The organism is Microcella indica, assembly GCF_013414345.1.
Lineage (GTDB): Bacteria > Actinomycetota > Actinomycetes > Actinomycetales > Microbacteriaceae > Microcella > Microcella indica.
This window is the reverse complement of the sequence record NZ_CP058670.1, coordinates 2,521,556-2,539,404: the sequence shown is the minus strand read 5'-3', so window position 1 is coordinate 2,539,404 and position 17,849 is coordinate 2,521,556. Positions and strand designations below refer to the sequence as shown.

The window sequence follows — 17,849 nt, the reverse complement described above, 5'->3', positions numbered from 1 at the left end:
GTCAGAGTCCGAAGGCTCCGCCGCTGACGAGGATCACGATGCCGAGGCCGATGAGAACGATGGGGAAGAGGATGTGCTCCCAGCGTTCGAGCACTTTGGCGATCGGGGGGCGGGTGGCGACGAACTTTGCCAGGGCCACCAGGACCGCGACGAGCGCGAGGAAGACGATGCAGTAGGTGACTACTGCGAGAGGTTCCACGCTGAGGAAGACAGGGGTGTAGACGCCGATGTTGTCGCCGCCGTTGGCAAGGGTGACGCCTGCGACTGTCCACACGCCGACCTTCTTGCCGGCAACCTTGGCCTCGTCGTCATCGTCGTCATCGTCTCCGCGCCAGGCCTGCCATGCGGCCCAGAGGCCGAGGCCCAGAGGGATGAGACCGAAGTACGGGATGGCTGCCGAGGGCAGGAATGCTCCGGCACCGATGGTCACCAGGACCGCGGCACCGAGGATGCCGGCGAATCCGAGGTACTGGCCAGCCAGAATGCGGGCGGTAGTGCCGCGCTGGCCTGCCCCTCGCGCGAAGAAGAGGGAGAGCACGATGATGTCGTCGATGTTGGTCGCTGCGAACAGGCCCATCGCCTGCAAGACCGAGGTGAGGATCATGCGCCCTCCCCAGCTGCGTCGCATCCGGGAAGCGAGCAGGCGGGATCGATGCACGGGGCGTCTTCGTCCACTGCCAGGGTGGCATCGACCAGTGCCGTCAGCGCCTGCGCCAGGTGCGAATCGGCGATCTCATATCGTGTCCGACGACCCTCGGGCTCGGAGACGACGATCCCGCAATCGCGCAGGCATGCCAGGTGGTTGGACACGTTCGGGCGTGTCAGGTCCAGATCTCGGGCCAGTTCCGCCGGGTAAGCGGGATGGTCGAGCAGGGTCAAGATGATCCGGGATCGAGTGGGGTCGGCCAGTGCACGACCCAGGCGGTTCATCACGTCGAGACGCGAAGCAATAGTCAGCATGGACTGAACTATACAGCGCGCACTGAACACTCGGTCACAGGCGTCAGCCCAGATTGCATGCCCGTAAGGGGAACCCTCACCGGACACCACCGCTACTTATCGAGAGGAACGACGGCACGCCTGGCGGGCTGTCCCGTAAGACCCGTCCGGTGAACTGTCCGGTGAAGGGAGGCTATATGACACACTGGGGAGCATGTCCCCCTTGAAGGTCGGCTATGCCCGAGTCTCCACCGACGAGCAGGACCTGACCGCGCAGCGTGACGGACTCGCGGCGTTCGGCGTCGATCCCAAGCGCATCTACGTCGATCACGGGCTCACGGGCCGCAACGCCGACCGTGAGGGCCTGCGGCAGGCGCTGGCTGCCTGTCGGGACGGCGATACGTTCGTGGTCACCAAGCTCGATCGGCTGGCGCGTTCAGTCCGTGATGCCCACCAGATCGCCGACGACCTCGCGGCGCGGGAAGTGAAGCTGAGCATCGCCGGATCGGTGTACGACCCGACCGACCCGATGGGGAAACTGTTGTTCAACGTGCTGGCGATGGTCGCCGAGTTCGAAGCCGACCTCATCCGTGCCCGCACGCGCGAGGGGATGAAGGTCGCCAAGGCCAAGGGCCGGCTGCGCGGGAAGTCACCGAAACTCACCCCCCGGCAAGAAGCTCACCTCGTCCAGCTACATGCTGCCGACGAGCACACCGTGGGCGAGCTGGCCGAGCTGTTCAGCGTGGGCCGCTCCACGGTCTACCGCGCCCTTCAGCGCGCCGAGCGCGGGCGCGAGAACGCCTTGCAGTAGGTGCGTCGTGGACGCTCGAGCGCGGTGGCGAATCCTCAGGCTCCACGTCGAGGACCAGGTGCCCCTCGCGCGCTTAGCTCGCGAGACCGATGTAGGGCTGCGGACCCTGGAGCGCTGGCACGCCCGCTACCGCGCCGACGGCTACGCCGGACTGGAGACAGCCTCACGGGCGGACGCCGGCTCCCGCCGCCTTCCGCCCGACCTCGTCGACCTGATCGAGGGCCTGGCACTGAGCAAGCCGCGGCCGGCCATCGCCACGATCCATCGCAAAGTCACGGGCATCTGCGCCGCCCGGAGGTGGCCGGTCCCCTCCTACTCGGTGGTGTGGGACATCGTGCGGACCCTGGATCCCGGCATGGTCACCCTCGCCCTGGAGGGCGCAGCGTCCTACCGCGACAAGCACGAGCTGGTGCTACGCCGGCAAGCAAAGCTGCCCAACGCGATGTGGCAATCCGATCACACCATGCTCGACATCCTGGTGGTGGGCACCGACGGCAAGCCCGCACGGCCATGGCTGACAACGATCCTCGACGACTGCTCCCGGGCGGTCTGCGGCTACACAGTCTTCCTGGGCGCACCGTCGGCGATGAACACCGCCCTGGCGCTGCGCCAAGCGATCTGGCACAAGACCGACCCGGCCTGGCCGATGTGCGGCCTGCCCGACGTGCTCTACGTCGACCACGGCAGCGACTTCACCAGTGACCAGCTCGCCCACACCGCCGTCGACCTCCACATCCGACTGATCCACTCCACCGTCGCCCGACCCCAGGGACGGGGCAAGATCGAGCGGTTCTTCGGCACCATCAACACCGAGCTACTCGCCACCCTGCCCGGACACATCACCGAAGGGCACCCCTGGCCGACACCGAAACTGTCCCTGGCCGCCCTCGATAGCGCCCTGGAGGCGTTCGTGGCCACCTACAACGACCGCACGCACAGCGAGCTCGGAACCTCCCCGCGCAGCGCGTGGATCGCCGATGGCTGGCTGCCCCGAATGCCCGAGAGCCTGGAAGACCTCGACAGACTGCTGTTGACCGTCGCCAAGACCCGCGTCGTGCGCCGCGATGGCATCCGCTTCCAGGGCCTGCGCTACGTCTCGCCAACTCTGGCCGGCTACGTCGGACGCTCGGTCGTGATCCGCTACGACCCCCGCGACATCACCGAGATCCGCGTCTTCGATCACGACGAATTCGTCTGCAAGGCCGTCAACCAAGAGCACCACGACCAGAAGGTCAGCCTCAAGGAGATCCAGGCCGCGCGCAACGCCCGCCGCCGGGCGCTGCGAGCCGGCATCAACGAACGCATCGCCCTCGTGGCCGCACCTACCGAGACGCCACGGATCACCGAAGCACCGGCTCCGGCGCCGAGGTCGGCGTTGAAGATCTACAAGGAGGACCTCAGGTGAGCCAGCGCTTCATCGTCACCAAGGAGCACCGCCGCTTCACCGAGTTCGCCGACGCCGTGCGCCGCGGGCACACCATCGGTTTGTGCTTCGGATCAGCCGGCGTAGGAAAGACACTCTCCGCGCGCCGCTACGCACACTACGAGAAGGCTCATGACCTGCTGACCTACTGGGGGCCGCGCTCCGACAACGACGCCAAGATCTACGCCGCCTTGAACCGGAGCCGCACCGTGCTCTACACCCCCAGCGTGCTGACCACCCCGCGGACCCTGAAGGACGAGCTGACCCAAGCCATCACCCGCACCAACATGTGCATCGAGCAGCACCTCGTACCTCCCGGCACGGCCACTCCCGAGGCCTGGGGATGGCGACACGGCAGGAACTACGTGGAGCTGATCATCGTCGACGAGGCCGAACGACTGCGTCCCGCCGCTCTGGAACTGCTGCGCGATCGCTACGACCGCGACGACATCGCCCTGATCCTGATCGGCATGCCCGGCCTGGAGAAGCAGTTCAGCCACTACCCCCAGTTCTACAGCCGAGTCGGCTTCGCCCAGCAGTACCGGCCCCTGGGACAAGACGAACTGCTGTTCGTCCTCGAGCGACACTGGCGATCCCTCGGCAAGACCCTCGACCCCGACGACTTCACCGACGCCCAAGCCATCGCAGCCATCGCACGGATCACCCGCGGCAACTTCCGGCTCCTCGAACGCCTCTTCCCCCAGATCCAGCGGGTCCTGAAGATCAACGAACTCGACACCATCACCAACGACGTCATCGAAGCCGCACAGAGCACCCTGGTCATCGGTGTCACCTGACCCCGCCACGAAGCGACCGAAGAACCCCGCCATTCAGCAGACGAAGTCACAGTCCATGTCGGTGAGTACTGCCCCTTCTTCTTCAGCCTTAGACCGACTGGCATCCGCGTAGATGCGCGGCGTGGCGGTCATGTAGAGCCGCCTCTTGCCCTTGATGTAGTTCTGGTTGTGAACTCGAACGAACGCCGACTCCTCCTCGCCTGCGAGCGTTACCCCCGTTGTGCGGTGCGCTTCGTCGCAAACGATGAGGTCGAAATCGGGGAGGCCTGTGCCCTGCGCTTGCGCGACCACATCGATGGATTGGTAGGTGGAAAACACGACGGTGATGCCGTCGAAGTCGGCGGGGATCTCCGAGAATTTCTGCACCAGCTTCGTGGTGTTCGTCGTCGCGGGGTACGCCAGGTCGGTGACCGGGATGTCTTCGTCGGTCTTGCGCTTTCCGACACTTACATCCGAGCAGACCGCGAAGGAGCGCATCGGCACGGCGGACTCGATAATCCACTCCTTGAGCGTCTGCGAGAGCAGAGAAATCGAGGGAACGAGAAACAGCACTGTGCCGCCGCGGGGCACGACTTGCTCAACGAGCTTGAGGCTCGTGAAAGTCTTCCCGGTTCCGCAAGCCATGATGAGCTTGCCCCGGTCGGCAGACTCGAAGCCGTTGACGACATTCGAGATCGCCAACTCCTGATGGGGGAAGAGCTGCTTGGCTTCCTTCTTCGTTAGCTCTCCAGGGGTGTTGATGGAGAACTGTTCCCAGTCGATGGAGGATTCGTCGAGATCCTGCACGCGCAACCGTTGTACGGGAGGATTCTGATTCTCAACAGCGTCCTCTGCGTTGCTTCCCCAAGAGTCGCTGGTCGAGATGACGAGTCGGGCGGCGAACTCGGGCTTTCCGTCGAGGTTCTTGCTAGAGGCCGCGAGGAACGAGTCGAGCATTGGCTTCGTGACCGTCGTTGAGGGGTCGAAGAACTTGCACTGGATTGCCGTCAGCTCTCCCGTGTCACGAGCGCGGGCGACGAGATCGATTCCGGTGTCGCGTCGGTTGCCGCGCTGCGGATAATCCGTCCACATCCACACATCGCTGTAGAGCTGCGCGTACTGCGGCTCGACCGTGAGGTACGCGTGCATGAGCCGCTCGAAACGATCGCCCTTGTCCCGCTCGTCAAAGGAGACGGATCGAAACTCACGAAGGATGTCGTGGATGCTCGCAGCCATGTAGTTCCTCTTTCGAAGTTTGCTCGTACCGCCAAGGTATGGGTCAGGAAGGACAACTCGGCTACCCCATACGGGTCGGTGATCACTCCTCCCGAATCGACAGCCCGATCGACACTGACCACAGAGTCGCTCACTTCGAGTCGAGGCGCTCGCCGAGTGAGCCACCATCGCGGTGGAGGTGTCCATGGCCGACTGGTTCGTGCGGTATCAAGAGGGCTACGTCACGCTCGCAGGCCAGACCGTCACTCTCGCCGATGAGCTGCGCACAGAGCGCTCTTGGAAGTCCCGCGAAGAGGCGTGGAATCATTGGTCACGACGCGCTGATCTTGCGGGACCGGACGTTCACGTCTCCGCCAACGGCTTCGAACAGGTCCACGATGTACGGGAGCGCCCGGAGTTTCGGGTCCTCAACGTCGTCAGGATCTGGCGACGGTTGACGTTCGCCAGGGCTTAGCGAGGTTAACTGTCTCGCCGCCGAGCACTATCCCAAGAGCCGATCCACATCTTCCGCGACCTTGCGATCCCGGTCTGCGTCCGTGTGTTGATATCTTGCTGCCGCTTGCAGGGACGCGTGGCCTCCCCGAGCCATCACGTCTTTCATTGGCGCGCCCGAAGCGGCAACGAGTGTGAGGCCAATGTGCCTGATGTCGTGAATATGGAAGTTCTCGAGGCCGGCCTCGTAGACAGCTCGGCTCCACGTCCGTTGGAGCGAGCAGCGTGGCAGCCGTTGAACCCTTGCGCCGGGGATCAATGGAGCTGATCCGATGCCCTTGGGGAGGCGTTCGAGCGCAGACACACCAACGGAGAGCGGCTGAATTGTCTTGCGGCTCCCGGTCTTGGTATCGGTGATCTCGCCGCGCGCGGTCAACTGGCGCTCCACAGTGAGCCGAGCCGCCTTCCTGTCATAGTCGCCCGCGTTCAGACCGACGAGTTCACCCAAGCGCAGGTGGGCGGCGAACATGATCTGCAATGGGTCAAGTCCCTGGAAGTGGTGTAACGGCTGATCCTTCGCTTTAGGCGCTGAGAGCGATGAAGGTGTCGGCGACCACCTCGTCTCCGTTGTTGGGCAGCACCCGCATGCGGGAGCGTGCCAGGACCTCCAGGCCCAAGTAGCGGCGCCCCTCTGCCCACTCGTCGGTCTGCTCGGCCAGAACGCCGCCGACCAGGCGGATGACGCTGTCGCGGTTGGGGAAGATGCCCACGGAGTCGGTGCGGCGGCGGATCTCGCGGTTGAGGCGCTCGTTGGGATTGTTCGACCAGATCTGCGACCAGACATCTTTGGGGAACTCGGTGAAGGCGAGAATGTCGGCCCGAGCGGTATCGAGGTGCTCGGCGACCGCGGGGAGCTTCTCGGCGACGTAATCCAGGGTCCGATCGAACTGGGCGTGGACGTCGGAGGCGGTGGGCTGGTCATAGACGGAGTGCAGCATCGCCTTCACCGCCGGCCACATGCTCTTCGGGGTCACGCTCATCAGGTTCGCCGCGTAGTGGGTGCGGCAGCGTTGCCAGGTGGCGCCGGGCAGGTTCGCTGCGATCGCGTCTTTCAGGCCGGCGTGCGCGTCACTGGTGACGAGCTGCACGCCGGTGAGCCCGCGGGCGACGAGGTCGGCGAAGAACGCATTCCACGCCGACCCGGTCTCGCTCGTGGCCGTCTGCAGGCCGAGGACTTCCCGGCGGCCGTCGCCGTTGACCCCGGTGGCGATCAGCACGACCGTGTTCACCACCCGGCCGCCCTCGCGAACCTTCATCGTGAGAGCGTCGGCAGCCACGAACGTGAACGGGCCCGCCTCGACCAAAGACCGGTGCCGGAAGTCGGCAACCTGCTCGTCGAGCTCGGCAGCCATCCGCGAGACCTGCGACTTCGATAGAGCGTTGATGCCGAGAGTCTTCACCAGCTTGTCCATCCGCCGGGTGCTCACCCCGGCGAGGTAGCAGTCGGCAATCACGGTGATCAGAGCCGCCTCGGAGCGTTTCCTGCGCTCCAGCAGCCACTCCGGAAAGTAGGTGCCCGATCGTAGTTTCGGGATCGCGACATCGATCGTGCCGATGCGAGTGTCCAGGTCACGGTGCCGGTAGCCGTTGCGGTGCGTCACCCGATCAGGGCTGGGCTTGCCCCACTCGGCGCCGACCACAGCGTCGGCATCAGCGGACAGCAGGGCGTTGATCATGGTCTGCAGCAAATGCCTCATCAAATCCGGCGACGCCTCCGAGAGGGCTTCACCCAGAACGGTCGCAGGGTCGACAATGTGTGGAGCGGTCATCGTGTTGATGCCTTTCGAGTGGAGGTAAGAGACTTCTCGAAGGATCACACGGTGACCGCGTCCACGTCAGCAACGACGTGCGCGACCACCGTGCGTTACACCACTATGTGGGACTCCACTCTGCAATGCCTCTCGGTAGTAGACCGGCGATGGGAGCGCAGCCCTATTGAGGCGAATCGAGTCGGGGACGAACTGGAGCACGTGATTGAAGTCTGAGTACGACCACGTGGGCCGAGGTACGCTCACCCCCTTGTTCGGCTCGAACACGTTGCACGGGGTGACCCGAATGTACTTCCACTTAACTGCGTGCCTCATCGCGCGGCGGAGGAACGCGTAGACATTGCGCCGCGTCTCGGTCGCCGCTTGAGTGGCGAACCACTTGTCGACGAGTTCTTCGTCCACATCCTCCATTCGAAGATTGCCAAATGCCGGCAGCAGATGAACCTTCAGGTAGGAGCGATTGTTGGCAAGCTCTCCTGACGACACGGTCCGCCCTCGGTGACGCATGAACTCCGCCATGAAGTCTCGAAACTTGGTTTTTCCCTTTCGCGCGTCCCAGTGGTCCCCGCGCCGAAGGTCGACCTCGATTTCGGCAAGGCGCTCTTGGGCAAGAGGTCTCGAGTCGAACACCCCGGCGCTTACTTGCTCCCCGTTTGGAAGTCGGTAGCGCGCCTGAAACCGCCCACTCTTGAGCGGGCGGATGTTTCCGAACTTCTTGTTGCTCATAGCGACCTCCGTCATCATCGCGCGAGTTGTTGCGCGTACTGCTTGATACGGAGAAGCTCGACGAATCAACACACCTACTTGTACTCGTCATCGAACCGACGGCGAGGCACACTGAGGCACGCACGAATGGACCTTCTCCGGCAAGAGGCACGAAGAACAAGAAAAGGCCTGGTCAGACCGCACCAATTCGGGAGTGACAGAGACGATGGGCGGAACCGACATCAGCTTGGGAAGCTGAAGTTCTACCATTGAACTACATCCCCGCGCTGGAGCTTGAAGCGAAGGCCATTTCTGGCCTTCGCCGCGACGCCAGCGCTGGTGCCCGTCTCGGGCACCAGGTCGCGCGAGCAGTCTAGCGAATCGTGCCGAGACGCATGCGCGTCGGCTACGAGAGCGCGAGGATGACGCTCGCAGCCGTGAGCACGATCACGACCGGCGTCATCGTGTACCGCTCCGGCTTGCTGCGCGAGATGCCGTTCATGACGATGCCGAGCGCGAAGTACACGGCGATGACCCACATGGCGACGGTCTCGACGACCTCGCCCGGGATGAGGTCGATGACGCCCGCCCGCTCGAGGGCGACGACGGCGATGAGCGCGTAGATGACGATCGACACGGCGCTCCCGATCCGCAGGCGCGCGGGCAGCGCGCCATCGTGCTGGCCGCCCCAGGCGTAGCGCCCGAGGGGCGCGCCGGCGGCGAGCGCGAGCTGGAACACGGCGAGCGCGCCGAGGAGCACGAGGAGGATGATGAGAGCGACGGTCGTCACGGGCGGGAACCTTTCGGGACGGGTGGGGGCGAGGATGCTCCGCGCAACCCGCGCCGGGCATCCCGCTCGATAGGCTGACGCCATGCTACTGAGCGACCGAGATATCCGCGCCGAACTCGACTCCGGGCGCATCGGGCTCGATCCGCTAGACCTGTCGATGGTGCAGCCGTCGAGCGTCGACGTGCGCATCGACGGTCTCTTCCGGCTGTTCGACAACCACAAGTACCCGTTCATCGACCCCGCGGAAGAGCAGCCCGAACTGACGCGCTTAGTGGAGGCGAAGCCGGGTGAGCCGTTCATTCTGCACCCTGGTGAGTTCGTGCTCGGCTCGACCTACGAGCTCGTGACGCTGCCCGACGACGTCGCCGCGCGACTGGAGGGCAAGAGCTCGCTCGGTCGACTGGGCTTGCTCACCCACTCCACGGCGGGCTTCATCGACCCCGGCTTCAGCGGCCACGTGACGCTAGAGCTCAGCAACGTCGCCACGCTGCCCATCAAGCTCTGGCCGGGCATGAAGATCGGGCAGCTGTGCTTCTTCCGCCTCAGCTCCCCCGCCGAGAACCCGTACGGCACGGGCGGCTATCTCAACCGGTATCAGGGGCAGCGCGGCCCGACCGCCTCGCGCTCGTTCCAGAACTTCCACCGCACCGAACTCGACGCGCAGCACTAGCGACGCCCGGGGGCAGCGCGGCGCAGCACCCGCTCAGTCGGTCGCGGGCGAGAGCAGTGCGCCGATGCGCTCGATGAGCTCGCGCGAGCTGAACGGCTTCACGATGTAGTCGTCCGCGCCCGCCTCGAACGCCCGGTCGACGTCGCTGCGCTGCGACCGCGCGGTGAGCATGAGCACCTTGAGTCGGTGGTCGGGGTCGTGCCGTCGCAGCTCTTCGCACACCTCGATGCCGTCACGCTTGGGCATCATCCAGTCGAGGATGATGAGGTCGGGCTTCTGAGTCGCGGCGAGCTCGAGACCCTGCTCGCCGTCGATCGCGCTGAGCACCTCGTGACCGGCACCCCGCACACGGTTCTCGAGCAGGAGGAGCACGTCGGGCTCGTCCTCCACGATCAGTATTGTCGACATACGCGGCCCTCCCCTCCCCGTTCTTCCGTATCCTCTCATGTAACGACCGCGCGAGTGCGGCGATACGCGGGAGGTGCGCCAGTGGGACAGGGAGGTCTCGTCGGGCGCTTGTTCTTCGCTGATGCCATCGTGCGCCGCGTCGGCATCGCGGCACTTGTCCTCCTGGCGGGAGCAGTGAGTGTCACCTCGGTGCTCCTCAGCCCCGTCGGTGCCGCGATCGCAGCGTGGTGGCCCGCGGCCGGGATCAGCGTGGTAGCGGTACTCGCCTCGCGCGGCAACCGCGTCGCCGCCGCCCTCGCGATCGCGGCCGTCACCGCTGCCGGAAACGTCATCGGTGGCCGCGAGCTTCTCGTCGCCGTCCTCTTCGGCCTCGCGAACGCCGTCGAAGCGTGGCTCGTCGCGTGGGTCCTCACGCGAGGCGAACCGGTTGCACGTCTCGAGCGCTTGCGAGACATGAACCGGCTTCTCCTCGCCTCCGTCGTCGGCGCCGTGTCGATCGGCCTGCTGGCGGGCCTGACCGCATGGGCGCTTCTCGGTCGGGATTTCATCCCGACCGCCCTCGGCCTCTTCTTCTCGCACGCCTCGGCTCTCCTCGTCATCACTCCGGTGGCGCTCGTGAGCCCACGCCGATTGCAGCGGGTGAACCCGTGGGAGGCATTGCTGCAGGCCCTCACGCTCGTCGGCATCCTCGCCTGGACGTTCTGGCCGGGAAACATTCTGCCTCTGGCCTTCCTGCCGTTCATCGCGCTGCTCTGGGCGGCATTCCGCGCTCCCACCATCGTTGTCGCCGTCCAGCTCATCCTCACTGCCATGGCCGTCACGATCCTCACAGCGGTGGGCGGCGGCCCGTTCGCCGTATTCGCCGGAGACGGCACGCGCACGACGGTCGAGCTGATCCAGGCCTTCCTCATCGTCTACGCGGTCGCCGTCCTCTACGTCTCGGCCGCGCGCAACGAGTGGGCCAACGTCGTCACCCAGCTCGGCGCCCGCGAGGCGCTCCTGCGCGGAGGCATCATCAGCTCCGAGACCGGCATCCTCGTCGCCGAGGTGCTCGACGGAGAGCGTCTGCGCGTCGTCGGCGTCAACGCCACGGCCCTGGAGGCGATCGGGCGCAGCGAGATGCCGAGCTCGTGGGGCACGGCGGGCATCTGGATGCAGCGCGACCGCGTCGTCTTCGGCGTGAGCGAGCTCGACGACCGCATCCGAGGGCGGGATCCCGGGCGCGTTGAGATCACGCGCGGCGACCGCCGATTCGATGTCGACATCGCCTTCTACGCGGAGGCCGGAGGCCAGCCGGTCGTGACCCTCGTCTTCACCGACGTGACCGCGCGCGACGCGCGCGAGCAGCTGGCTCTCGCCGTCGCCGACGACCTTCGACGCCTCAACGAGCAGAAGGACGACTTCATCGCCTCGGTGAGCCACGAGCTGCGCACGCCCGTGACGAGCATCCTCGGCTTCGCCGAGCAGCTCGAGGAATCACTGCTGCAGGAGCGGGACCAGCAGGCATCGACGATCATCGCGCGCAACGCCCGTCGCCTGGCCGACGTCATCCAAGACGTGCTCGAGCTCAGCAAGCTCAGCTCCGTCGGTGCGGCCCCCCGCGCCGCCGCGCAGCTCGACGTTCTCGAAGTCGTGCGGCACTGCGCCGAGGACGCCTCGGGGCTGAGCCCCGCGCGGCAGGTTCAGATCGCTCTCACGGTGCCCGAGCATCCCGTCATGATCGTGGGCGTGACCCAAGACATCGCGCGCGTGTGCGCGAACCTGCTCTCGAACGCGGTCAAGTTCAGCCCCGACGGCGGCACCGTGCGCCTGGACGTGATCGACGAGGGGGACGAGACCGTGGAGATTCGCGTCGTCGACGAGGGCCCGGGCATCCCGGCCGCCGACCTGCCGCACGTCTGGGAGCGCTTCTACCGCGTGCAGACCGAGCGGCACCGCGAGGTACCCGGCACGGGCCTCGGACTGCCGATCGTCAAGGGCCTCGTCGAGACCCGCATCGGCGGCACGATCGACATCGAATCGGACGGCCTCACGGGCACGACGGTCATCCTGCGCATTCCGCGAGAACGGGCGGTCTCGGTGCACGTCGCCACGACCGCGATGCGGACACCGTCAGAAACGGGTCAGGATGCTCGTGCCGAGGCTCAGGAGGGCGCCGAGTAGGAGCCTTCCCACGCCGCGAGCTGCCAGCCCAGCCACGGGCTGAACGCGAAGGGCGTCGAGGCGACGGCGGAGCGCAGCTGCTCGGGCTCGACCCACGCCCACTCCGCGACCTCGTCGGCGGCGGGCGAGGGCTCCCCCACCGCGCGCGCCGTGAACACGGGGCAGATCTCGTTCTCGACGACGCCCGAGGCGTCGACGGCCCGGTAGCGGAAGTCGGGCAGGCTCACCCGCACGTCGGTCAGCGTCAGGCCGAGCTCGCGCTCGGCACGGCGGACGAGTGCGTCCTCCATCGGCTCCTCGGGGGCGGGGTGGCCGCAGAAGGCATTCGTCCATACGCCCGGCCAGGTCTTCTTGGCGAGCGCGCGACGCGTGACGAGCACCCGGCCGCGGTCGTCGAAGACGTGGCAGGAGAAGGCGAGGTGCAGGGGCGTCTCGGTGCTGTGGACGGTCGCCTTCGGCGCGGTTCCGACGGGAGTGCCGTCGTCGGCGACGAGCACGACGGTTTCAGGAATGTCGGTCATGTGCGGCGGTAGTCTGCTCGGGTGAAGAGGAACGACCCGGTCACCATCGCTGAAGAGCGAGGCGCTGTGGTCGACGCTGTGCTGGAGCGCTTCTTCAGCCTAGCCAAGAAGCGCGCGGAGCCCCTGGGCGAGCACTACGAGCACCTCTGGGGACTGCTCGAGCGCAACACCCAGGGCGGCAAGCGATTCCGCCCCCGCATGGTCATGGCCGCCTACAGCGGGCTCGGCGGCACCGACCTCGAAGTAGCCGCCCACGTGGGCGCCTCCTTCGAGCTGCTGCACACGGCGCTCATCGTGCACGACGACGTGATCGATCGGGATTTCGTGAGGCGGGGCATCCCGAACATCTCCGGTACCTACCGCGACCACGCCGTCGACCGGGGTGCGAGCGTCGAGATCGCGGAGCACCGGGGCGTGTCGGCCGCGGTCATCGCCGGCGATCTCGCCCTCTTCAACAGCTACCGGCTCATGGAGCGCAGCGGCGTGGCCGATACGATGCGCGACCGCCTGCTCGAGGTGCTCGACGAGGCCATGTTCGCGAGCGCGGCCGGCGAGCTCATCGACGTGGACTTCTCGATCGACCCGCACACGCCGGTCGTGGACGACATCCTGCAGATGGAGCGGCTCAAGACGGCGGTGTACTCATTCGAGGCGCCGCTCCAGGCTGGCGGGATCCTGGCCGGGGCGAGCGAGCAGATCGTGGCGACGCTGGGCGACTTCGGTCGCGAGATCGGCATCGCGTACCAGATCGTCGACGACGTGCTGGGCGTGTTCGGCGAGGAGTCGTTCACGGGCAAGACGACGATCGGCGATCTGCGCGAGGGCAAGCGCACCGTGCTCATCGCCTTCGCGTGCGCGACGCCCCAGTGGGAGGAGCTGCGGCACCTCATCGGCAAGCACGACCTCACGGAGGCGGAGGCCCAGACCGCGCGCGCCATGCTCGAGGAGTGCGGCGCCCGCAACTTCGCCGACGACCTCGTGCGCGGGTGCGCGCAGCGCGCCCTCGACCTGCTCGCCGAGCCGCACATGCCCGAGGCCCTGCGCGCGGAGCTGCACCCCGTGGCCGCCACGGTTCTGGAACGGATGCGATGAACCGCCTCACTCTGTACGACCGTGTCGCCGAGGAGACTGCCGGCGTCGTCATCCGCCGCTACTCGACCTCCTTCGGTCTCGCGTCGCGCCTGCTCGCCCCGCGCGTGCGCCAGCACGTCGAGAACGTCTACGCACTCGTGCGCCTCGCCGACGAGATCGTCGACGGCGGGGTGACGGATGCTGGGCTCGACATCGCCGCCGCGGGCCGGTATCTCGACGAGCTCGAGGCCGACACCGAGCAGGCGATGCAGCACGGCTACAGCGCGAACCTCATCGTCCACGCCTTCGCTCGCACGGCGCGCGAGGTGGGCTTCGGCACCGAGCTCACTCGACCGTTCTTCCACTCGATGCGCGTGGACCTCACCGACACCGAGCACGACGACGCGAGCTTCGACACCTACGTGTACGGCTCGGCGGAGGTGGTCGGCCTCATGTGCCTGCGGGCGTTCCTTCAGGATGCGCCCACGGACGAGGAGCAGAATGATCGCATGGTGCGCGGTGCGCGCGCCCTCGGCGCAGCGTTCCAGAAGGTCAACTTCCTCCGCGATCTCGCCGCAGACTTCGAGACCCTCGGGCGCAGCTACTTTCCCGGCATCAGGGTGGACTCGTTCACGGAAGAGGAGAAGCACCGCTTGCTCGACGACATCGACCACGACCTGAGCGTCTCCGCAGCCGTGATTCCCGAGCTGCCGGCCGGCAGTCGGAAGGCCGTCGCGCTCGCGCAGGGCCTCTTCTTCGAGCTCTCCCGTCGACTGCGCACGACGCCCGCCTCGCAGCTCGTGCAGGCGCGCGTGCGCGTGCCCGACCCGGTGAAGGCGCGCATTGCTCTCGCGGTGCTCGCGGGGCGCATCCCGCAACCGCGCCGCACCGCCGTGCCCGCGGAGGTGACCGCGTGAGCCGCGCGGTCGTCATCGGCGGAGGCATCGCGGGCCTCTCCACCGCAGCCCTGCTCGCGCGGGACGGACACGAGGTGACGCTCGTGGAGCAGCGCGACGCTCTCGGCGGCCGCGCGGGCTCCTGGGAGGTCGACGGGTTCCGCTTCGACACGGGGCCGAGCTGGTACCTCATGCCCGAGGTCTTCGACCACTTCTTCCGGCTGTGCGGCACGTCCTCCGCCGAGCAGCTCGAGCTCATCCAGCTCGACCCCGGCTACCGCGTCATCACCCAGGGCTTTGAGGGTGCCGTGGACGTCGCGGCGTCTCGGGAGGAGAACATCGCGCTGTTCGAGTCGATCGAGCCCGGTGCCGGTCGCGCGCTCGAGACGTATCTCGAGTCGGCGCGAGACACGTACGAGATGGCGAAGAAGTCGTTCCTGTACACGAGCTTCGCCTCCTTCGGCCCGCTGCTCACGCGCGACGTGCTCAAGCGCAGCGCGAAGCTTGTGCGCATGCTCCTGCAGAGCCTCGACGCCTACGTCGCCCGGCGCTTCGGCGACCTCCGGCTGCGGCAGATCCTGGGGTACCCCGCCGTCTTCCTCGGCTCCTCGCCCTTCCTCACGCCGAGCATGTACCACCTGATGAGCCACCTCGACCTGGCCGACGGAGTGCTCTATCCGATGGGCGGCTTCACGCGCCTCATCGACCGCATCGCCGCCGTCACGCGCGACCAGGGCGTGAGCATCCGCACCTCATCACCGGTCGTGCGGATCGTCGTGGACGAGACATCGAAGCAGGTGCGCGGCGTCGAGCTCGCCGGTCGTGGAGAGGAACCGGGGGAGATCATCGAGGCCGACATCGTCGTCTCGGCCGCCGACCTGCACCACACCGAGACCACCCTCCTTCCGGAGGAGCTACAGACCTACCCGCAGTCGTACTGGGACAAGGCGACGGCGGGCCCGAGCGCGCTGCTGCTGTACCTGGGCGTGAAGGGCGAGCTGCCCCAGCTCGAGCACCACACCCTGCTCTTCACGGCGGACTGGCGCGAGAACTTCGAGGCCATCTTCGGGCCGACGCCGAGCCTGCCCGACCCGGCCTCGCTCTACATCTGCAAGCCGAGCGGCGTCGACCCCTCGGTCGCCCCGGAAGGGCACGAGAACGTCTTCGTGCTGGTGCCGGCTCCCGCCGATCTCTCCTTCGGGCGCGGCGACGTCGATGGCGACGGTGACACGCCCCTCGAGGCCTACGCCGACCGCATCATCGACCAGATCGCCACGTGGGCGCACATTCCCGACCTCGCCGATCGCATCGTCGTGCGCCGCACCTACGGCCCCGGCAACTTCCACGAAGACCTGGGTGCGTGGCGCGGCACCGCGCTCGGGCCCGCCCACATCCTCAAGCAGAGCGCGTTCTTCCGTGCAGGCAACGTCTCGAAGAAGGTGCGCGGCCTGTACTTCGCGGGCGGCTCGACGATGCCCGGCATCGGACTGCCGATGTGCCTCATCAGCGCCGAGCTCATCGTCAAGCGCCTGCGCGGCGACACCTCGACGGGTCCGCTGCCCGAGCCCCTCGAGTCGACCGGTCCGCGGGCCGAGGAGCCGTCGGCGGCGTGATCGGCTTCGCCTACCTCGGCGCACTCGCCATCGCCCTCACGGGCATGGTGCTCCTCGACCGACGGTTTCGCCTCTTCTTCTGGCGCGACTGGCGGCGGGCGGCGATCGTGCTGCCGCTCGGCGTGGTTTTCTTCCTGATCTGGGACGTCGCGGGCATCGCCCTCGGCATCTTCTTCCGCGGGCAGACGGACTTCATGACGGGGATGCTCGTGGCCCCCGAGCTGCCGCTCGAGGAGGTCTTCTTCTTGACCCTGCTGAGCTACAACACGATGAACGCCTACGCGGCGGCGAAAGATCTGCTCGCCGGGCGGCGGCGCCGCACGCGCACGGTGGAGGCCGGCTCGTGACCTACACGCTTCTCAATGCGGTGTTCCTCGCCGCGGTCGCAATCGTCGGTGTCGCAGCAGTCCTGACACGACGCTCGCCCGAGTGGCGTGCGGTGGGCCTCGCCGCGATCCTCATGCTCACGCTCACCGCCGTGTTCGACAACGTCATCATCGGCACCGGGCTCGTCGCCTACGACGACGCCCTCATCAGCGGAGTGCGCATCGGCGTCGCTCCGATCGAGGACTTCGCCTACACGGTCGCGGCTCTCGTGCTGCTGCCCGCGGTCTGGGAGCTGCTTCCGCGACGCGGTAGCGCGACCCGCGCCGCCGACGACGGCACCCAGGAGAGGGGTGGGCGCTCATGAGCACCCTCGCGCAGCTGACGCTGAGCTCGCGCCCGCTCAGCTGGATCAACACGGCCTTCCCCTTCGCGGCCGCCTACCTGCTCACCGCGCGCGAGATCGACCTCACGCTCATCGTGGGCACGCTCTACTTCCTCATCCCCTACAACCTCGCGATGTACGGCATCAACGACGTCTTCGACTACGAGAGCGACCTCCGCAACCCGCGCAAGGGCGGTGTGGAGGGCGCGCTGCTCGACCCGAGCATCCATCGCACGACGCTCGTGGCGGCCCTCGTCGCGAACGTGCCGTTCCTCGTCTACCTCGTGATCGTGGGCGACCCCCTGTCGTGGCTCGTGCTCGCGATCAGCGTGTTCGCCGTCATCGCGTACTCGATGAAGGGTCTGCGTTTCAAGGAGAAGCCCTTCCTCGATTCGCTCACCTCGAGCACCCACTTCGTGAGTCCCGCTGTTTACGGCCTCGTGCTCGCCGACGCCGTTGTCACGCCCGCCCTCTGGCTCATCCTCGGCTCGTTCTTCCTGTGGGGCATCGCGAGCCACGCCTTTGGAGCGGTGCAGGACGTGCTCGCCGATCGCGAGGGCGGGCTCTCCTCGATCGCGACCATCATCGGCGCACGGGCCACGACGCGCCTCGCGGTCGTCGTCTACCTCGCCTCGGGCCTCCTGCTGCTCGGCACCGAGTGGCCCGGCCCGCTCGCGGCCTTCGCCGCCCTGCCGTACGTCGTGAGCACGGCGCAGTGGTGGAACGTCACCGACGAGACGGCGGAGGACGCGAACAGGGGCTGGAAGCGCTTCCTGCTGCTCAACTTCGTCGCGGGCGCGATCGTGACCATGCTGATGATCGGCTGGACGCTCACGGCCGTATAGACGCCGTTCGGA

At 66.9% G+C, this 17,849-nt stretch carries 20 protein-coding genes, 1 tRNA gene and 1 pseudogene; 12 read left to right on the top strand and 10 right to left on the bottom strand.

The genetic code is table 11. The annotated features are described in order from the left end of the window. Position 1 precedes the first annotated feature (1 nt). Positions 2-604: a cadmium resistance transporter gene (locus tag HUJ41_RS12370; protein WP_179872794.1), complete on the bottom strand. Its 603-nt coding sequence runs from the start codon at positions 602-604 to the stop codon at positions 2-4. Then, a complete protein-coding gene (gene cmtR, locus HUJ41_RS12365; RefSeq protein ID WP_006590980.1) occupies positions 601-960 on the bottom strand; it encodes a Cd(II)/Pb(II)-sensing metalloregulatory transcriptional regulator CmtR in 360 nt (119 codons plus the stop codon). Before cmtR ends, HUJ41_RS12370 begins: the two co-directional genes overlap by 4 nt. A gap of 193 nt (positions 961-1,153) precedes the next feature. Between cmtR and HUJ41_RS12360 the strand changes: the two genes are divergently transcribed. From HUJ41_RS12360 to HUJ41_RS12350, 3 genes are read left to right on the top strand one after another with little or no spacing between them, the layout of a single operon-like run. Continuing rightward, the gene (locus HUJ41_RS12360; RefSeq protein ID WP_010534181.1) at positions 1,154-1,750 is read left to right on the top strand and encodes a recombinase family protein; all 597 of its coding nucleotides are present in this window, start codon (positions 1,154-1,156) and stop codon (positions 1,748-1,750) included. Between the two features lie 7 nt (positions 1,751-1,757). Then, positions 1,758-3,155, top strand: coding sequence for a Mu transposase C-terminal domain-containing protein (locus HUJ41_RS12355; protein ID WP_179872793.1), 1,398 nt, complete (start codon positions 1,758-1,760; stop codon positions 3,153-3,155). Continuing rightward, complete coding sequence (locus tag HUJ41_RS12350) at positions 3,152-3,970, top strand: AAA family ATPase (RefSeq protein WP_179872792.1); 819 nt, start codon at positions 3,152-3,154, stop codon at positions 3,968-3,970. Before HUJ41_RS12355 ends, HUJ41_RS12350 begins: the two co-directional genes overlap by 4 nt. 33 nt (positions 3,971-4,003) lie before the next feature. Here HUJ41_RS12350 and HUJ41_RS12345 read toward each other — a convergent pair whose 3' ends face one another. After that, positions 4,004-5,185 carry a restriction endonuclease gene (locus HUJ41_RS12345; protein ID WP_179872791.1) on the bottom strand — a complete coding sequence of 394 codons (1,182 nt, stop codon included), beginning with the start codon at positions 5,183-5,185 and terminating at the stop codon, positions 4,004-4,006. Between the two features lie 184 nt (positions 5,186-5,369). Between HUJ41_RS12345 and HUJ41_RS12340 the strand changes: the two genes are divergently transcribed. Next, entirely contained in the window at positions 5,370-5,639 is a 270-nt protein-coding gene (locus HUJ41_RS12340) for a hypothetical protein (RefSeq protein WP_179872790.1), read from the top strand. Positions 5,640-5,666: 27 nt separating this feature from the next. On the opposite strand, the gene HUJ41_RS12335 is transcribed toward HUJ41_RS12340, so the two are convergent. The 5 genes from HUJ41_RS12335 to HUJ41_RS12315 all read right to left on the bottom strand — a co-directional run bounded on the left by HUJ41_RS12335 (position 5,667) and on the right by HUJ41_RS12315 (position 8,941). Continuing rightward, the gene (locus HUJ41_RS12335; protein WP_179872789.1) at positions 5,667-6,146 is read right to left on the bottom strand and encodes a tyrosine-type recombinase/integrase; all 480 of its coding nucleotides are present in this window, start codon (positions 6,144-6,146) and stop codon (positions 5,667-5,669) included. Between the two features lie 52 nt (positions 6,147-6,198). Further along, positions 6,199-7,446, bottom strand: coding sequence for an IS256 family transposase (locus HUJ41_RS12330; RefSeq protein WP_179872331.1), 1,248 nt, complete (start codon positions 7,444-7,446; stop codon positions 6,199-6,201). 66 nt (positions 7,447-7,512) lie between these two features. Continuing rightward, complete coding sequence (locus HUJ41_RS12325) at positions 7,513-8,172, bottom strand: tyrosine-type recombinase/integrase (protein ID WP_179872788.1); 660 nt, start codon at positions 8,170-8,172, stop codon at positions 7,513-7,515. A 200-nt stretch (positions 8,173-8,372) separates the two neighbouring features. After that, positions 8,373-8,435: transfer RNA gene (locus tag HUJ41_RS12320), tRNA-Gly, on the bottom strand. 122 nt (positions 8,436-8,557) lie between these two features. Continuing rightward, positions 8,558-8,941 carry a hypothetical protein gene (locus HUJ41_RS12315; RefSeq protein ID WP_152584085.1) on the bottom strand — a complete coding sequence of 128 codons (384 nt, stop codon included), beginning with the start codon at positions 8,939-8,941 and terminating at the stop codon, positions 8,558-8,560. An 82-nt stretch (positions 8,942-9,023) separates the two neighbouring features. On the opposite strand from HUJ41_RS12315, the gene dcd reads away from it, so the two are divergent. Beyond that, complete coding sequence (gene dcd, locus HUJ41_RS12310; protein WP_152584086.1) at positions 9,024-9,611, top strand: dCTP deaminase; 588 nt, start codon at positions 9,024-9,026, stop codon at positions 9,609-9,611. 33 nt (positions 9,612-9,644) lie between these two features. Here dcd and HUJ41_RS12305 read toward each other — a convergent pair whose 3' ends face one another. Next, positions 9,645-10,019: a response regulator transcription factor gene (locus tag HUJ41_RS12305; RefSeq protein WP_152584087.1), complete on the bottom strand. Its 375-nt coding sequence runs from the start codon at positions 10,017-10,019 to the stop codon at positions 9,645-9,647. 108 nt (positions 10,020-10,127) lie between these two features. Here HUJ41_RS12305 and HUJ41_RS12300 point away from each other — a divergent pair, with 108 nt between their 5' ends. Beyond that, positions 10,128-12,182 (top strand): ATP-binding protein, encoded by a 2,055-nt coding sequence (locus HUJ41_RS12300; RefSeq protein ID WP_179872787.1) that lies wholly within the window; start codon positions 10,128-10,130, stop codon positions 12,180-12,182. On the opposite strand, the gene idi is transcribed toward HUJ41_RS12300, so the two are convergent. Continuing rightward, on the bottom strand, positions 12,164-12,703 hold the full coding sequence (gene idi, locus HUJ41_RS12295; protein ID WP_152584089.1) for an isopentenyl-diphosphate Delta-isomerase: 540 nt from the start codon (positions 12,701-12,703) through the stop codon (positions 12,164-12,166). The two genes, HUJ41_RS12300 and idi, sit on opposite strands and share 19 nt — an antisense overlap. 21 nt (positions 12,704-12,724) lie before the next feature. Between idi and HUJ41_RS12290 the strand changes: the two genes are divergently transcribed. The 6 genes and pseudogenes from HUJ41_RS12290 to HUJ41_RS12265 all read left to right on the top strand — a co-directional run bounded on the left by HUJ41_RS12290 (position 12,725) and on the right by HUJ41_RS12265 (position 17,837). Beyond that, entirely contained in the window at positions 12,725-13,795 is a 1,071-nt protein-coding gene (locus HUJ41_RS12290; RefSeq protein WP_246299253.1) for a polyprenyl synthetase family protein, read from the top strand. After that, a complete protein-coding gene (locus HUJ41_RS12285) occupies positions 13,792-14,691 on the top strand; it encodes a phytoene/squalene synthase family protein (protein WP_179872786.1) in 900 nt (299 codons plus the stop codon). Before HUJ41_RS12290 ends, HUJ41_RS12285 begins: the two co-directional genes overlap by 4 nt. Further along, positions 14,637-16,283: pseudogene (crtI, locus tag HUJ41_RS12280) on the top strand (phytoene desaturase family protein); the annotation flags it as partial. The gene HUJ41_RS12285 and the pseudogene crtI, both read left to right, overlap by 55 nt. Further along, positions 16,283-16,630, top strand: a complete 348-nt coding sequence (locus HUJ41_RS12275; protein ID WP_179874021.1) for a lycopene cyclase domain-containing protein — start codon at positions 16,283-16,285, stop codon at positions 16,628-16,630. The pseudogene crtI and the gene HUJ41_RS12275, both read left to right, overlap by 1 nt. Continuing rightward, positions 16,627-16,974 (top strand): lycopene cyclase domain-containing protein, encoded by a 348-nt coding sequence (locus tag HUJ41_RS12270; protein WP_179872784.1) that lies wholly within the window; start codon positions 16,627-16,629, stop codon positions 16,972-16,974. The genes HUJ41_RS12275 and HUJ41_RS12270 overlap by 4 nt, the downstream gene beginning before the upstream one ends. Then, positions 16,971-17,837: a prenyltransferase gene (locus HUJ41_RS12265; protein WP_179872783.1), complete on the top strand. Its 867-nt coding sequence runs from the start codon at positions 16,971-16,973 to the stop codon at positions 17,835-17,837. The genes HUJ41_RS12270 and HUJ41_RS12265 overlap by 4 nt, the downstream gene beginning before the upstream one ends. Positions 17,838-17,849 lie beyond the last annotated feature (12 nt).

Bases quoted from the DNA above. Each gene is read 5' to 3' on its own strand.
- HUJ41_RS12370 (WP_179872794.1), bottom strand. From the start codon at position 604: ATGATCCTCACCTCGGTCTTGCAGGCGATGGGCCTGTTCGCAGCGACC.
- cmtR (WP_006590980.1), bottom strand. From the start codon at position 960: ATGCTGACTATTGCTTCGCGTCTCGACGTGATGAACCGCCTGGGTCGT.
- HUJ41_RS12360 (WP_010534181.1), top strand. From the start codon at position 1,154: ATGTCCCCCTTGAAGGTCGGCTATGCCCGAGTCTCCACCGACGAGCAG.
- HUJ41_RS12345 (WP_179872791.1), bottom strand. From the start codon at position 5,185: ATGGCTGCGAGCATCCACGACATCCTTCGTGAGTTTCGATCCGTCTCC.
- HUJ41_RS12340 (WP_179872790.1), top strand. From the start codon at position 5,370: ATGGCCGACTGGTTCGTGCGGTATCAAGAGGGCTACGTCACGCTCGCA.
- HUJ41_RS12335 (WP_179872789.1), bottom strand. From the start codon at position 6,146: ATGTTCGCCGCCCACCTGCGCTTGGGTGAACTCGTCGGTCTGAACGCG.
- HUJ41_RS12330 (WP_179872331.1), bottom strand. From the start codon at position 7,446: ATGACCGCTCCACACATTGTCGACCCTGCGACCGTTCTGGGTGAAGCC.
- HUJ41_RS12325 (WP_179872788.1), bottom strand. From the start codon at position 8,172: ATGAGCAACAAGAAGTTCGGAAACATCCGCCCGCTCAAGAGTGGGCGG.
- dcd (WP_152584086.1), top strand. From the start codon at position 9,024: ATGCTACTGAGCGACCGAGATATCCGCGCCGAACTCGACTCCGGGCGC.
- HUJ41_RS12305 (WP_152584087.1), bottom strand. From the start codon at position 10,019: ATGTCGACAATACTGATCGTGGAGGACGAGCCCGACGTGCTCCTCCTG.
- idi (WP_152584089.1), bottom strand. From the start codon at position 12,703: ATGACCGACATTCCTGAAACCGTCGTGCTCGTCGCCGACGACGGCACT.
- HUJ41_RS12285 (WP_179872786.1), top strand. From the start codon at position 13,792: ATGAACCGCCTCACTCTGTACGACCGTGTCGCCGAGGAGACTGCCGGC.
- HUJ41_RS12265 (WP_179872783.1), top strand. From the start codon at position 16,971: ATGAGCACCCTCGCGCAGCTGACGCTGAGCTCGCGCCCGCTCAGCTGG.